This is a genomic window from Amycolatopsis sp. VS8301801F10 (assembly GCF_046195355.1).
GTDB lineage: Bacteria > Actinomycetota > Actinomycetes > Mycobacteriales > Pseudonocardiaceae > Amycolatopsis.
In genome coordinates, this window is record NZ_CP176065.1 from 6,307,474 (window position 1) to 6,322,543 (window position 15,070).

11 protein-coding genes and 2 pseudogenes are annotated in these 15,070 nt (G+C 67.1%); 5 read left to right on the forward strand and 8 right to left on the reverse strand.

Going from position 1 to position 15,070, the window contains the following annotated elements:
* Nucleotides 1-152 precede the first annotated feature (152 nt).
* Both F9C11_RS29780 and F9C11_RS29785 read right to left on the reverse strand, forming a co-directional pair.
* Nucleotides 153-1,517 carry an APC family permease gene (locus tag F9C11_RS29780; RefSeq protein ID WP_409187002.1) on the reverse strand — a complete coding sequence of 455 codons (1,365 nt, stop codon included), beginning with the start codon at nucleotides 1,515-1,517 and terminating at the stop codon, nucleotides 153-155.
* Complete coding sequence (locus F9C11_RS29785; RefSeq protein WP_409180666.1) at nucleotides 1,406-2,176, reverse strand: hypothetical protein; 771 nt, start codon at nucleotides 2,174-2,176, stop codon at nucleotides 1,406-1,408. The genes F9C11_RS29780 and F9C11_RS29785 overlap by 112 nt, the downstream gene beginning before the upstream one ends.
* A gap of 52 nt (nucleotides 2,177-2,228) precedes the next feature.
* Between F9C11_RS29785 and F9C11_RS29790 the strand changes: the two are divergent.
* The 3 genes and pseudogenes from F9C11_RS29790 to F9C11_RS29800 form a co-directional block, all read left to right on the forward strand.
* Nucleotides 2,229-2,510 (forward strand): annotated as a pseudogene (locus F9C11_RS29790) (ABC transporter substrate-binding protein); the annotation flags it as partial.
* An 83-nt stretch (nucleotides 2,511-2,593) separates the two neighbouring features.
* Nucleotides 2,594-2,785, forward strand: coding sequence for a helix-turn-helix domain-containing protein (locus F9C11_RS29795; RefSeq protein ID WP_409180667.1), 192 nt, complete (start codon nucleotides 2,594-2,596; stop codon nucleotides 2,783-2,785).
* A gap of 143 nt (nucleotides 2,786-2,928) precedes the next feature.
* The gene (locus tag F9C11_RS29800) at nucleotides 2,929-3,231 is read left to right on the forward strand and encodes a colicin immunity domain-containing protein (protein WP_409180668.1); all 303 of its coding nucleotides are present in this window, start codon (nucleotides 2,929-2,931) and stop codon (nucleotides 3,229-3,231) included.
* 145 nt (nucleotides 3,232-3,376) lie between these two features.
* On the opposite strand, the gene F9C11_RS29805 is transcribed toward F9C11_RS29800, so the two are convergent.
* The 3 genes from F9C11_RS29805 to F9C11_RS29815 form a co-directional block, all read right to left on the reverse strand.
* Nucleotides 3,377-4,282 carry a recombinase family protein gene (locus F9C11_RS29805; protein WP_409187003.1) on the reverse strand — a complete coding sequence of 302 codons (906 nt, stop codon included), beginning with the start codon at nucleotides 4,280-4,282 and terminating at the stop codon, nucleotides 3,377-3,379.
* A complete protein-coding gene (locus tag F9C11_RS29810) occupies nucleotides 4,228-4,584 on the reverse strand; it encodes a hypothetical protein (RefSeq protein WP_409187102.1) in 357 nt (118 codons plus the stop codon). Before F9C11_RS29810 ends, F9C11_RS29805 begins: the two co-directional genes overlap by 55 nt.
* A 594-nt stretch (nucleotides 4,585-5,178) precedes the next feature.
* Nucleotides 5,179-5,454, reverse strand: coding sequence for a hypothetical protein (locus tag F9C11_RS29815; RefSeq protein WP_409180669.1), 276 nt, complete (start codon nucleotides 5,452-5,454; stop codon nucleotides 5,179-5,181).
* Between the two features lie 593 nt (nucleotides 5,455-6,047).
* Between F9C11_RS29815 and F9C11_RS29820 the strand changes: the two genes are divergently transcribed.
* On the forward strand, nucleotides 6,048-7,985 hold the full coding sequence (locus F9C11_RS29820; protein WP_409180670.1) for a DNA/RNA helicase domain-containing protein: 1,938 nt from the start codon (nucleotides 6,048-6,050) through the stop codon (nucleotides 7,983-7,985).
* A gap of 527 nt (nucleotides 7,986-8,512) precedes the next feature.
* Here F9C11_RS29820 and F9C11_RS29825 read toward each other — a convergent pair.
* Nucleotides 8,513-8,749, reverse strand: a complete 237-nt coding sequence (locus F9C11_RS29825; protein ID WP_409180671.1) for a hypothetical protein — start codon at nucleotides 8,747-8,749, stop codon at nucleotides 8,513-8,515.
* 408 nt (nucleotides 8,750-9,157) lie between these two features.
* Here F9C11_RS29825 and F9C11_RS29830 point away from each other — a divergent pair.
* Nucleotides 9,158-9,226 (forward strand): annotated as a pseudogene (locus tag F9C11_RS29830) (excalibur calcium-binding domain-containing protein); the annotation flags it as partial.
* 63 nt (nucleotides 9,227-9,289) lie between these two features.
* On the opposite strand, the gene F9C11_RS29835 reads toward F9C11_RS29830, so the two are convergent.
* Together F9C11_RS29835 and F9C11_RS29840 are read right to left on the reverse strand one after the other, a co-directional pair.
* Nucleotides 9,290-10,114 carry a hypothetical protein gene (locus F9C11_RS29835; protein ID WP_409180672.1) on the reverse strand — a complete coding sequence of 275 codons (825 nt, stop codon included), beginning with the start codon at nucleotides 10,112-10,114 and terminating at the stop codon, nucleotides 9,290-9,292.
* 53 nt (nucleotides 10,115-10,167) lie between these two features.
* Complete coding sequence (locus F9C11_RS29840) at nucleotides 10,168-14,403, reverse strand: AAA domain-containing protein (RefSeq protein WP_409180673.1); 4,236 nt, start codon at nucleotides 14,401-14,403, stop codon at nucleotides 10,168-10,170.
* Between the last annotated feature and the right edge of the window lie 667 nt (nucleotides 14,404-15,070).

Below are 15,070 nucleotides of genomic sequence, written 5' to 3' on the forward strand. Positions count from 1 at the left end.
CGTCTTCGACGCACGAAAGCTCCTCCCCTGCGGAGTTCAAGAACCCCGTCCCGCCCCTCGCGCCTTCCCGGTATTCAACACCGAAGTGCGCCGCTAATGAAACAGACTATAAGAAGATCGACCTGCTCAGCAGACAAAACGGACTAACCTAGCTACGACAGGCGGCCTACTGAGCCCAGTCGCGGGTCGCCAAGGACCGCAGCCGCGCCACCGCCGCGACCGCGATGGCCCGTGCTCTGGCAGAACGCGCACTCGATTTCCCGGGCGGTCGCGCCGAACAGTTCGCGAACCGCGCGCTGGATCGGTTCGATCCGGGATTTCCGGTGCGCTCGCGCTCGATCCGCCTCGTACTCGCGTTTGGCTAGGTGTGGAACGCGTTCGGGATCCGCCTGGCCGACCGACACGGTACCCAGGCCTGCGACCGCAGGACCGCCGCCGCCTGCTCGGGGTCGGGGCTTGCCTCCTGCGCACCAGTCACAATTGCGGTCGTCGCCCTGGGCATCCGTTACGTGTGAGGCGATCTGGCCAACGGTGGTTCCCGCGGCGAACGGAGCGACTCCAAGTTCGCCGCCCCCACCGAACAGCTTCGCCCAGTCGCAGCCGCCGCGCTCCCGGGACAACGGCATGCGGATCACGCGCTCGACGACGGTGAACGCGGAGATCGTGGCGTAGGCGTGGCAGTCCAGGACGTCGCGCCGCGGATGTCCATGCCCGAACCACGGGCGGCCGACGGCGAGGAACGGCGCGCCTGAGGCAACTGGTCGACCTCGGACTGGCCACGGCGTAGCACCCGGCCTCCGCAGCCATCCGGCGTAGGCCGCGCCTTCGCCGCCGAGGAGCGGGAGCAGGCAAGGCAATCCGTTGATCAGCGGGGAAGTCGATCCGGTGAGCGTGGGGTAATTGACGACGACCAGCACCGTGGCGGTGAGCAGGCCCAGGCCGCCCAGGAGCGGCGCGAGCGTGGTCCGCCACCAGTGCCGGTCTGGGCGGCGGAGGAAAAAACCTGCGACGGCGAACGACGCGGTCGCTTGCAGCGCCATCACGCCGATCGTGCCTAGGCCGAGCATGGTGTTCGCCAGGTTCAGGAACGGGTCCGCGCCGGCGGCGGCGAACGCGCCCACCACCAGGCTGGCGGCGGACTGGACCTGGCTGACCCGGGACGGAGCCTGGTGGCGCACATGGGCTTTGCCCAGCGCGCTCGGGAGAATCCGCTCGCGGCCCAGCGCGTACATGTACCGGCTGGCCGCGTTGTGCAGTGCCAGCAGCGAGGCGAACAGGCTGGTCACCAGCATGACCATCATCGCTTCGGTGAGCAACGGGTGGACGTACTGCGTGCTGAGGCGGAAGAAAAGCTCGCCTAGCTCCTTGCCCGCGACTTCCCGCAGCCGATCCTCGCCTACGGTGCCTACCGCGACCCAGCTGGTGAACCCGTAGAAGATCGTGATGACCGCGTGTATGTGGCGAGGGGGACGCTTCGCGCCGAATCGCGCGCTTCCTCGCCGTAGAGCGCCGCCGATGCGAAACCGATGAAGGAAATGAACGCGAACCTCAGTCCTACCCCCAGCGAGCCGCCGGCGAGGACCTGGTGTGACGCGAACGACTCGGCGGGCAAGGCGGCGGGTCCCTTCGCGGCGAGAAGACGTCGTCGAGCACGAGCAGGATGACGATCTCGGCGACCATCAGCGTGGCGAGAACCCGCGCTAAGGTCGACATTGCGATAGCCGAGCACTGCGGTCGCGGCCAAGACGACGGCGGAGCACACCTGCCACGGCACGTGGATTCCGAATCCCTCCTGCAGTGCCAGGGCACAGAAGTGGCCGAATGACCCGATCAGTCCGATCGCCATCGCGTTGTACGCGAGGACGGCGATCAGCGTAGCGCCCACTGCCGGGGATTTGCCGATTCCCCACGCGATGTAGGCGTAAAACGCGCCGGTGTTCACGACTTTGCGGCTCGTCGCGGCGCAACCGACGGAGAAGAGAAGCAGCACTACGCCAGCGAAAACGAAAAGCGCGGGCGTCGCGACCCCATCGCCGATCGCGGAGGCGACCGGGACCGTGCCGACCATCGCGGCCATCGGCGCGGCAGCCGCGACCATCAGGAACACGATCCGCGCGGGCGTCAGCCCGCCGGACAGCCTGCTCCGGGCGACTTCAGCTTCCGGTGAGTTCTCCACGGAATTTCCTCTCCGCCGTCGGAGACGGCATGGGCACGTCTGGATCCAGCCGATGAACTGGATCGACGACGCCCGCGCCAGCCAGACCGACCTCGCCGGGCTCGAAGAACTCTCGCGCCGGCTCGCCGCGGCCGCCGGCGTCACGGGCGAGCCGCTGTCCTGGCTCCGCGACTCCACCACCGCCTGGTGGTGGGCCCCGCGGGAGCCGGGCCAGGCCACCGCGCTCCACGCGCTTCGAGCCGCGATCGCCGAACTGGACCTGCGCGTCCGCCTCGCCCTCGGCAGCCAGGGCCGCGACGTGGAAGGCTTCCGGAAAAGCCACCGCGACGCCCTGCTCGCCGAACGGGTCGCCCGCACCGCCGGAGACCGCGCCCCCGCACTGGTCTCGGCCACCGAACCCGCGTCCGGGCGGCCTCCATGCTCACCGCCGACCTCGAAGGCACCCGGCGACTGGTCCGCAACACCCTCGGCAACCTCGCCGCGGACACCCGCACCGCCGCGGACCTGCGCGCGACCCCGCAGGTGTACCTCGAAGAACGAGGCAGCCACAGCGCGACGGCACAACGCCTGCACATCCACAAGAACACCGTCGGCTACCGGCTGGGGTAGGCGTCCGAGATCTGCGGCGGATCGTTGCGGGACAATCGGGTCGATCTTGAGCTGGCCTCGGTGGCGTGCCAGTGGCTGGGGGCGGCGGTGCTCGGGGAATAGCTGGCCTCAAAGCTGCCGGTCTTCCTGGGTGGAGGGTGAAGATGAGCGCTTCCGCAGAGAACAAGCGCGACGCTGCCGACTACGGCGAGCTGATCGCGCGATTCGTCGACTGCACGATCGACGCTGGCCAGTTCGAGCAGCAATACCTCGACCTGATGAAGAACGACGAGGCTCTGCATCCCGACGACGTGTTCGCCGTGCTCGACAAGCTGTTCTCTGAGGTCGACGAGTACTTCGTATCGCCGGAGGCTTCGCCGGCAGAGCGCCGTGACCTGGACGAAGCCTTGCGCCAGCACGCCGCCGCCGCGCTGGCACGCCTGCAGCGGCTCGGCGCGCTCGGATAACCAACGCACATTACGGCCGTGGAGCCAGCTTCCGCCGACGGTAAGCCACAGCCAAACCGACGGGCTGGCTTCGGCGGGGAAGCTATGTCGTTCACGAGGCCAAGTGCAGGCGTGTGGATAGTGTGCAACTCGCTCGGACACTCCCTTACCCCACGGATTCCAAGATCCGTGGGGTAGTTTCTATGCCGGTACGCGGTGCTCGCAACCCGGCTGCTGATGGCGACTGCTCGGCGGCGGCAGATAGTGTACGGAAGTCCTCTTCTGCAGCCTCCGACCAGTGCTCCGGTTCCGTGTCCGCGTGGAGGCCGCAGCCGAGGTCGAGAGTGAGCTGATCCGGTGGTCGCGCCGGGCAGACCGCTTGTCGCGCTTCGGCCGGCCGCAACTCGCGCCCCTCGAGACTGCAGGAGATCTCCAGCTGCCCATCGTTGAGGGCCTCCCGTATCTCGCGCGGGCTGCGGGTGCCGTCCGGTCGGTCCGCCGGAAGCAGATGTGCCGCAGCCTGCAGCAGGTGTTCTTCGCGGACGTAGACGTTGCGCGGCCCGTCCTTCGGCCGAGGCGTGGCCGTGCTGTAGCCGTGCCGGCACCGGTACCCCGGCCGGCCGTGGACCCAGTGCGCCTCCATACGACGACCGCACAGCCCGCACACGACTAGCCCGGACAGCGCGTACTCGCGCGTGCCGCCGTCCTTGGTGCGCCGTTCGGCGCGGATACGCTGCACGGCGAGGAACGTCGCCTCGTCCACCAGCGGGGCATGCGCCAGCCGTTCGGACACCTCCCACCCCACCGCGTCGTTCCGGCGCACGGCACCCGAGCCCCGACCCCCACGCCGTCCACCGGCACCATGCCCTTTCGTGGACTGGCGGTTCCACACCTGCCGGCCGGTGTAACGCGGATTCTCCAGGATCATCGCCACGGTACGGACGATCCACCGAGACCCCGACCGGTGCGAATTCCTCACCCGGTCCGGACCCGACGGGCACGCGACACCGCGCCCGTTCAACTCCCGCGCCAACGACGCAATCGACCGGCCACGCGCACGCTCGGTGAACATCCGCTCGACCACCGCACCGTCGCCGGATCCGGCTTCAGCATATGCACACGCCGAACCCACCGCGCATGGACCGCGTTCGGATGCGGCCCGCCGTCGGCCAACCGGTACCCGTACGGCGGACGACCGCCGAGAAAACGACCTTGCAACCGCACCTGGGCAGCCATGGCCGCCAAGACCCGGTGCCGGGCCCGCACCACCTCGCGCTGCGCCTGCGCGCCCAGCAACGTCATCAATGCTTGACGCACCGGACTGTCCAGTTCCACCGGGCCGCCCGCCTCCGGCGACCACACCTGCACACCCACCGCGGCAAGCCGGGCGACTACCTCGCGGAACTGGTCGCCCTAGAACGCCCGCTCATACTCCCCCACCACCACAGCATCAAACCCGCGATCCCCGCACTCCGCAGCCGCCAACAACTCCGACGATGCCGGACGCTCCTCCCACGACCACCGCCGCGACCGGCCCTAATCGCAAACCCCACCACCACCTCGCCAGCCCCCTCCACCAGCTCGTCCGCCACCGCACGCTGCCACGCACGCGACGTCCGCGAATCCTGGAACTCAAAGGCCGACATCCGCCCGTAAACGCGAACCGCACACCACTCGCGACCCGGCCGGGCAACCGCGCCACACCCTGCCGAGCGGCCACAGCCTCAGCGAACCCCGCATCAGTCAACACACCCACCGCGGCTCCCTCCGCCGGCCCGGAACCGGGACGACATGCGGACAGGCCGAGGGCGACAAACAACCGCGCATCCCCCTGAACAGATCAACGGCCACAATCTCTTCGACGACGGCAGGCCGTCAGGCGCGCTCCAGCCTCCACCGGAGCTGTCCACCTCGCCGCAGTTGGTCGCCGCTCCGGCATGACCGACGGCGACCGCTGGCCGTCGACGGTCACCACCTGGCAGGCGACTGGCCGAGCAGGCCGCCGTCCCCTCGGCGTGCCCACTCGAACACCAGGCCAGGGCTCGGCGCGCACACCGCGGCGGAACGCCGCGCGACAGCGTCGGCGATTGTGGTGCCTTCTCCGGCAACTGCGGACACGAATCGGCAGAGGAACCACTCCTCGCGAGTCCCGCGCCAGCCGGAATCGGGTACCAGATTCTTCTGCCCGCGGCCCTCTCCGAAGCTTTCGACGAATCCGATCAGCGACTCGCCCGCTGCAGTCATCGTCACCCGCAAGCCAAAGGCGTCCGGGTCGTCGCGCACTGCCGCCGCGAGCGCCTCCCGGCAGCGTTGTCCTCGTCTTGCCGCCGACTCGTCCGAAATCGGGTGATCGTGCGGCTGCCGCGGCCCGGGAATCTCCGCGGCTGTCGCTGCGGCGCCCTCGGCCGGCCGCAGTCGCGCGACGCTCCGGGAAACTGCCTTCCAGACGTCCGTTCTGGGCCCGGTCCACTTGCTCAAGGTACCCACGCTAGCTCTCCCCACGCCGGCGACCTCTTCCACGGTACGCACAGACAGTCACTCCGCAATAGCCATCGGTAAGACCTTCCATTCGGCCCAGATTGCCCGGTCGTCCCGGAGGGGCCGGGACGGCACTCGTTCACCTAATCGTGTAGAACGTGTTTACGAACCAAGACAGTTCCGGTTCCGAGAGCAGGGGGTGAAGCTCGAAAACGTGCTCTGATCGCAGACGACTGCACGATCGGAGCGCATCGCTGCACCCCGCAAGCTTGAGTCTTATCAGACCACTCCCATATGGAATATTCCGCTTTCTCGGCCTCGTTCCCTGTGCGGTGCGGGATCCCGAGAAGTCCGGCGGAATGGTTCGAAGGAGAACGACGACGAACGCGTGGAAGCCGCTGGAAGCGTTCTGGCCGGCACGAGAGCTCCTTCGGGACAGTGACCGGCTGATCCCGGAAATCGAGAACCGCTACCGGGAAGCGCACCCGAACAACGAGGACGCCGGTCCCGGCGACGTGCGGTCCTGGCGGGAAAGCGTGTACTGGCTGGCGTCCTTGCTCGATCGCGTCGGGCTGGACCAGGTCTGGATGTTCGTGGAGTACCGGGTCGGGGCGATGAATCCGGTGGACGTCGTCTTGGCGGGTTACCACCCGAACGGCGGCTTGAGCTACGCGGTGATCGAGCTGAAGCAGTGGAGCCAGGCAGGACGTCCCCAGCCGAACCCTGCCAAAGGCCTGTGCGCCGAGTGCCGCCGAGCGGGAACGGGGGCCCTGTGCGGTCGGTGCGCACTCGACCTGGTCTATGTGGACTCGTACGGAAGAAACAAGAAGCATCCGGCTGTGCAGGTATACGAGAACATGCAGTCGCTCAAGGTGCACCACGCCATGTTCGACGACCGTTACGTACACCTCGCGGGTGCGTCGTACCTGCACAATCTCAAGGACCCCGATTCGCAGTGGATCAGAAATGTCTCTCCTCGGCCCGGGGTACCGACCTTCACCGCACGCGTCCCTCGTGAGCTCGAGGAATTCCTCAAGGCCACCTTCAGCGCGGAGTCAGGCGCCGGCGCCGCCGAAGCCCTGCTCGAACGTCGCCGGACTAGCTCGCTGATCGACTCGGACGTCGGAGCGGTCGTGGCCGGGCACACGCGGTTCAGCCTGGTGGAGAACCAGCTGACCGCGGTGAAGAAGGTGACTGAAGAGGTGGCCAGCCCGTCGACGGGCGCCAAGAAGGTGTTCGTCGTCAGCGGTCGCGCCGGGAGCGGAAAATCGCTCGTCGGGCTCACACTGCTGGGCTGGGCGCTCAGTACAGGGCGCAATGCCTGCTATGTCTCCGGTGGCGTCGCTTCTCGCGAGACCTTCAAGCGTGCCGCGCTGGGGCGGCGCTCCGCTTTTGCGACTCTGAACAGTATCGCGGACAACCGCACGGCGGACGAATTGGACCTCATCCTGTGCGACGAGGCGCACCGGCTGACGGAGCGGCCGATGAAGGGCTCCTATTCCATGCGTCCCGGCGAGTCCTCGGTCTCGGTGGTGGTCACCCGAGCGAAGGTGCCGGTGTTCTTCATCGACGGCGACCAGCGGTTGTTCTCCGACGAGGTCTGGTCTCCGGAAGCGCTCCTCCGGGAGGTGCAGAGCCTCGGCGCGGAGGTGGTGCCGATCAGTTTGGACCGGGTGCTGCGCGCTGTCGGCAGTTCGACCTACGACACGTGGATCCGCCGGCTGCTCGCCGAAGACCCGCTCCCGTGGAGGCCGGACGACAGGGACGAGCCGGAGCCGTTCCAGCTCTGCTACACCGACAGCGCCTCGACCATGGAACGCTTTTTGCAGGACAAGGAGCGCAACAAGGAAAGCGCACGGATGTCCGCCGGAATCTGCTGGAAGTGGGAGGACCGAAGCGGCACGGACCCGGAAGTCGCACCCGAACCCGGGTGGGCACGCCCGTGGAACGCCGGCGACCAGCACGACACCCCCGGCGTGCCGAAACGACGTTACTGGGCTACTGAACCCGGCGGTTTCGGACAGATCGGCTGCGTCCACACCGCACAGGGCCTCGAGTACGAGTGGGGCGGTGTGATCATGGGGCCCGACCTCACCTGGAACGGTGTCGGCTGGCAAGTCCACCGCGAGCACGTGCTGAGCAAGGCCAGCCGGATCCGCGAGGAGAAAGACCTCGCCCTCGCGATCCGGAACGCGTACGGGGTCTTGATGACCCGCTCGATCCGGGGCACGGTCCTCTACTCGGTCGATCCTGGAACGAGGAGGCTCTTCGCCGAACTCGGCGTTCAGAAGCTGTGAAGGCCGCGGGCCGCCCCGTGACGCGGAGCTAACCGCGCCCCTGTCCGTTGCAGCGGTGTCGGACCGCGCCGTGCTGGTCAGCGCGTTCCAGGACTGTGCTCGCATGGGCGGCGGCGGTCTGGCCTTGCTCCTTCGCCCGTCGGATGCCTGCTCAGGATCGCCGGGCGAGATGCGCCCAGAATCAGGCTCAGCACCGCGCAGACGAGCGGCGCTGCCCACAACCAATGGGGTCGCACGAACAGGCGAAGCAGCGCAAGCGCCGCCAAGGCCACGCTGATCAGCAGGGCGCTGAAACCACGCCTGCCGGAGGATCGCGCTCTGCCAATACAGCGGACCCTCGTCCGAGGTTCGACGACTGCTCCTCATCAAACCAGTCCCGTCCGGAAAAATCTTCGACATACTCCACGCCCTTCGCTCCGACGGCGCGCAGGGGGAGATTTCCGGACACGTGGCGATGCCTCGACGGGCTCGCCCGTCAGTCCGAGCAGCGCATTTTCGCTCTCGGCTGCTTCAGCGTCCTTTTCGGACTACGACAAGCCGCTGTACCAGGCGGTGAGACCGCTGGCTGGTACCTCCAGCGCGCTGGCGTAGAGCTGGGACTCGACGACCCGCCTCGGGGTCACATTCCCGGCCAGCAGTTCTCGGGCAAATTCCGCCATCACCGGGTCGCCGGTGTTCGCGACCAATTTGACCAGCAACGTACGTTCGATGCCCATCGGCCCGGCCTCCGACGGCCGCCGCCAGACCTTCGTCGGTGCATCCACGAGCTTCTCCCCTCCGACCGTGGAACTCGGCACAGTTCAGGCTACGGCGCGCTCGCCCCGTCCCACCACGCGGCAAAGGCTGCACCGGCTATCACCGCAACTTGCTCCCTCCGAACTCGCGACCCCGACGCGGCGGAAACCCTCAGTTGAAAGCCATTTTTACCGATATCGATGCCGTCCGAACTGCCCTGAAGTCTCGGACTCGCACAGACCTGCCGCCGTTCACGGAGAGAACTCGAAGCGGGTGGATAGTGTGCGACTCGCCCTCGAACACACGCATTATTTCTCCGCGGTGAGGCCGTCACGTCGACAGCCCCCGTTTCGTGGTCGAACCGCAGGTCAAGATCGAGGCCTCGGTAAAGCTGGGCCGGCTTCTCCTGCTTCGAGCCGGTCAGCACGACGGCGAAAGGTGCGGGCGTAGCACCCATTCATCGCGGCCAGCCCGGATATCGACCCGGGCTGGATTGCGAAGGGGACGGCACCGCCTGCGACAAGAACCCGACCAAGCTGGTCCCGGCCTCCTCGGCCGGGGCCAGCTTGTCACTTCCCGACCGGATCCAGATTCTGTTCCAGATCGTTCAGCAACGCTTGCACGGGACCCCAGCACAGCATCACGGTGTCCGCGTCGAACCGAGGGCTTTCCGCCAGTTCTTTGCGCGGGTGGATGAAGTTCCGGAAATCTCGCACGGTGTGCGCGAACGCCGTCGCGTCGAGTTGCACCCAGTCCTTCGTAAAGGCCGTGTCAATCAGTAGTTCCATCGAAACCCAGTCGGGGCTCGAACGCTTCGTCGAACGCTTGTCAGGGGCGATTCGCTGGCGCACATCCGGGAACCCGTGTTTCCGCAAATCTTCGTCGCGCTCCAGGAGAACCGACAGCAGCAGGCCTTCGATGAAGGTACCGATTCCGATCGTCGCCATCCGGTACGCGCCACCCTCGACGCAGATCCGCGCCTCGGCTACCCGGCCCATGAGCACTTCGATGGTTTTCTCATCGGTGATCAGGCTTTTCAGGCGGCGCTGGAGGTCCGGCGGCTCCGCGAAGACCGGATTGCCCCCGTCCGCGGCGAGCTCACCGATCACCGGCCGGCCGCCGACCAGGGTGACGACCAGCCCCTCCGGAGCCAGCTTCTCGTTGACGACCAGACGGAACTCCTCCGCGACCGCCGCCCCGTCGTCGTACTCGATCGGATCACACACCCGGCAGAGCAGGCGCTCGATTTCGGCGTGGTTGTCGGCGCGCTCCACGAGCTGATCACGCAACCACGGCACCCGCGGCGAGCCGTCGTACTCGGGCGGGTCGGCCCATCCGGCGTGCCGCAGCAGCTCCTCCAACTGATATCCCTTCCGTTCGTAGGAGCCGTCCATGTCGACGATGACCTCGGCCAGCCGGACGGCCGTCCGGTAGTCCAACGGGAACATCAGTTCTCCTCCTTGTCCGCGAGATGCTGCGCGATCTCGATGGCCCGGTTCAGCCGCGCGACGATTCGAGGGCCGCGGCGCCGGAAACCCAGCTCGGACATCGCCTGGGCCAGCCGTTGATCGGCGTCGAGCAGCAGGCCGTCGCTCATCAGCCAGCGGCAGATCTCGATGAGTTGCCGCTCGGTGTACTCCTGGATGGACAGACCGGCCGGGACCGGTGGCCGTGGACCACGGACGGCCGACGGCGGCGAGCCGACCGGCCGTGGCGCAGGCTCCGCAACCGCCGGTACGGCCGTGTCGACGGCCGCCATGGCCTGGTGCCACGCCTCGACGATGTTGTCGGCTTCGTGCTCCGGGTCGGCGAACCACGCCGAGGACCAGACCCGGTGGAAGTGCCAGCCGAGGTTTTCCAAGTGGGCCTGGCGAAGCCGGTCCCGATCTCGGGCACTGTGCGCCTGGTGGTAAGCATGCCCGTCCGCTTCGAGAGCCAGCACCATCCGCCCCGGCTGATCACGGTGTTCCAAAGCGAAGTCGATCCGATACTCGGAGAAGCCCCACTGCGGATGGACCGGGACACCGCGATGTGCCAGGGCATCAGCGATCGAACGTTCGAACCCGTTCAACGGCACACGCAACGGCCGCCCGACCTGGTCGGCGTTCAGGTGCGTAGCGAAGTCGAGATAGCGCCGGAGCAATTCGGTGCCGGTGATCTCGGCGGACGGCTCGATGTCGTGGTGAGTGAACGAAGCCACCAGGGTCATTCGGCGCTTCGCACGTGTCACCGCGACATTGACCCGGCGCTCGCTGCCCTTCCGGTTGAGAAACCCGAAGCCCGTCTTGTTGATTTTGCCCGACGCACCGCGTGCCACGCCGATCGTGAGGATAATCGCGTCCCGCTCGTCACCCTGCACGCTCTCCAGGTTCTTGACGAAGAACCGCCGGCCCAGCTCTTTCCCGTCGTCGGAAAAGAAATCTTCGAGTTCCGGATGGTCACGACGGGCCCGCATCAGACTTTGCTCGATCCGCGCCTGATGTGTGGTGCCGGGAGTGATCACACCGAGGCTTTCTCCCGGCCGGTTCCGCGCGTGCTCCATGATCAGTTCGACAACGCGCTCGACCTCGGCCGGCGACGAGCCCTTCTGCCCCGGTGCGGCCTGACCGTCCACACTGACGAGAGTGACCGGGGTTTCCCTCTCCGCACCGGGGAAGGTGACCAGCCCGTTGCGGTAGATCTCCTTATTGGAAAACGCGATCAGGCGTTCGTCGGCACTGCGGTAGTGCCATCGCAGCATCTCCTGCGACGGCATGATCGGCCGAAGTGCGGTCAGGACCGATTCGTAGTCCGAGAGCTCACCTTCGTCGTTGTCGTCATCCTCGTCGTCGACAATGATGGCCCGGTCGAAAAAGTTCGACGGCGGCAGCTGTTTCTCGTCACCAGCGACAACCAGGTGCGCACCGCGCATGATCGACGTGATCGCGTCGTGCGGGCGGATCTGGCTCGCCTCGTCGAAGATCACCAGGTCGAACAACCGCTCGGCCGGCAGCATCCGACTCACCACCAGCGGCGACATGGCCCAGCATGGCCGAAGTGAGAGCAGCACGTCTGACGCCTTCTCCACAAGTTTGCGGGTCGGCATGTGCCTCGTCTTCAGGCTGGCCTGTTTCTTGAGGATCTGGGCTTGGTCACGATAGGTGTCCTGGGCCTGACGGGCGTGCCTGGCCACCTGCCGCCGGACCCTCCGGGCAGCCATCGCGAAGTGCTCTCGATCCGCAGTGCGGAAGTCGGCCGCGGCCCGGCTTTGCCGGGTCGCCACGAACTGCCCGAGTTCCGGGATCCGCAGCTTGAAGTCGTCCTCGATCGACGAGAGCCAAATGCATTCGAACGCTCGCCAAGCCTCGTCGGACGAAAGGTTGCGATCCGCGATGTCCTGGAGCAACGGCTCGAGACCGAGCTGGCGGAACCGATCCAGCTGCGCATTCAGTCCCGGCATCTTGAACAGCATCTCCTTATCGCTGGCCAAGGCCGTCAACCGTTGTTCGACCTGTGGCGCCGGGCCGGCAGCCAGATCCGGCCACTGTGCCGACATGGCCACTGCCGCGAGCTGGCGACGCAGCTCGGTGTAGTCACGCGCGACCTGGTCGAGCCCGATGATTTCGGACGGCGCCACCTCGCGGCCGCCGAGTTCCTGCCAGCGCTGCCGCTGCCCGAGTACCGTCGTCAACGCCGCGTGGAGTGCCGGCTTCTTGCGCAAGCCGGTCGTGGTCAGCGACCGGAGCTGCTTCACCAACGCTCGCCGCTGTCCCCACGAGAGAGGTTGCGAGTACCGAGCCCGCGTGGCACGGTCCGCAGTCGCCTGCGCGAACTGATCCAGCTGGGTCCCGAAGATCGTCGGCCCGAAGTCGCGGACGCTTTGGGTGATGCCGTCGAGCAGACCGAGCATCTCCTCCCACCCTGCGAAGTCCTGCGGCTGGCGCAGGCCGGTTTGCGCGACGAGCCGCTGGACACCGTGCTGACTGCGCTTCAGCGTCTGGTTGGCTAACTGGTCGAGCTGGATCAGCACCGCTTCGGCCTCGTCGTCGGTGCGGACCTGCGTATTGCACCACGGCGTCTCGCGCCTCAGGATCCGTAAGCCGCCGCGGTCGACGAAGTCCTTGATCGCCTGCTCGAGTTCGCCGACGACTGCTGCGTCCAAGGCACGCAGATGGTTTCCCCGGAAAGCACCGCGAATTTCGGGGCCTGGCGGCAGGTCGAGCAGCCGCTGCCGGACCTCGTACGCGCTCAAGTCCCACGGCCGTCGCCGTGTGTGAAGCTCCCGCGAGTGGTCGAGCAAGCGCTGCCGCGCGTCGGACAGCCGGTTGTGCAATGTGGTGGCGTCGACCGGCGGCTCCTTCGACAGCTGGTCGAGGCTGAGCGCGAGCTGCTGGGCTACTTCCCGCTTGCTGATCTTCTGCTGGTGCAGGTCGAACATCAGACTGTCGAGATCGACGGCCGCCAGCCGGTTGAGCACTGCTTCGATCGCCGCCCGCTTCTCGGCGACGAACAACACTTTCTTCCCGGCCGCCGCCGCCCCCGCGATGATGTTCGCGATCGTCTGGCTCTTGCCCGTGCCGGGCGGGCCTTCGATGAAGACGTGCCTGCCCGACAAGGCCGTCATGATCGCCCGGTGCTGGGACGAATCCGCGTCCTGGACCAGGAACTCGTCGGCGGGCGACAAGGAATCGACGGCCGGCGGGCGGAACCCGCCCTCCGCGACCAGCGACTCGGCAGCCGGTGCGAACCCGGCCATGGCGGCGACCAGGTCGTGCGAGGCCAGCAGTTCGGTCGCGTTCGCCAGATCCTCGACCATCGGGAGCTTCTCGTAGTTGAAGGTGCCGAGCACGACAGCCTTCTCCAGCTCCAGCTCGATCCCCTGAGCCGCGGCGACCTCGGTCAGCCGGGAGTAAGCGCTCTCCATCTGGATCGTGTGATCCGAGGCGGAGTCGATCACGTCGCCGAGCCGGTCCGCGAGCCCAGCGACATCGACGCCGTACTGCTCGTCCAGCGCGTGCAAAAGCACCGGGTTGAACTCGGGTTCGTCCGTGAGTTCAAGCGTGTAGTCGCTCTCGGAGTTCGTCCTGGCCTTGATCGTGACCGGCCGCAGCAGAAGAGGCGCCCGCAGCTGAGGCACCGGAACCGAGCCCTGCCGCTGCCGAGGGGTGGTGCGAATCAAGCCAAACGCGATCCGGCCGACGTCAAGTCCTTGCTCCTCTTCGAAGAGCTGGATCCGCTTGCCGAGGGTCCGCGTCCGGCTGCAGGCTTCTTTGAGCTTCCCGGGCTCGGGCACCAGCTTGCTCAGCCGTATCTTGGCGCGAGTCGTCAGCTCGGCCAGGGCGGCCGGGTCGGCATCGGTAAGGTCGAGGCTGCCCAGCTTGGTGGTTTTGAAGTAAAGCAAGGTGTTGCGGAAACTGAGGTCGATGAGATTGCGCCGCCACTCGGCGGCCTTCCCGGCGACGACCTCGAGCCGCCCGGTGTCCAGCTGTGCGGTCATGCCGCTGATCCCCTTCGACAGAACGGAACGGTCGACCGCACGCACCTGGCACGTGCGGGCCCGACGTTCTGCGACGAGCCCTCCAGCATGCCAGAAGATCGCGCCCAACGGAACTTGCCCGATAGGCGTACCTCGTGTGCGATCACCAGCCTCCTCACAGGTTTCCGGTGAGAGATCGTTTACCAGTACGCCCTTGTCACACCTCACGCGATCAATCCACCCGTTCGGCCCTGGCGGACCACGCCATCCGGCGATCCTCGGCCTGGGCCGGTGACCACCGCCGACCGACTCCTTCGGCCGCCTCGCGGCGCTCGACCGGCAGGGCCTCGCGACGGTGCTGGCCCGCCGCGACCGGACGTGCTCGATGAGCCGTGACCGCAGCGGCTGGGCGTCGTCGCCGCACGACTGGAGTCGGCGGCGGGGTGAGCGCGGCCCTGCTCGGGCTGACGACGCGGCACGCGCAGTTGTTACGAGCCCCCAGCTGTGTCATGCGCTGGATCGGCGGCCGGCACTGATCGCCGAGGTCACCCGATTGGTCGGCGCGGAACCAGCCATCGTCGAGTCCCTTGTGGGGAGGGTCGCGGAACAGGTGCTGGCCTGTTTGCTGCACGCCTGCCGGACGGGGTACTCCTAGTAGCCAAGTGCCACGGTGAGCTACCCCGCGCCGAGCCTGCCCAGCCCCGGAAAGCCTTGACAGACGCAGGAGTAGCTGATCACGTCGTATCCCGAACCGAAGCGAGTCCCGCTCCGTGGTTCCAGTCACGCAGATCCCGCATCGGCACCACCATCGGCTGGAGAAGCGGGCCGACACATGAACAACGAGGCAGACTCCCTGATAGGCAGCAAGATCGACGCGTTGGTCGAGAGGTCCTCA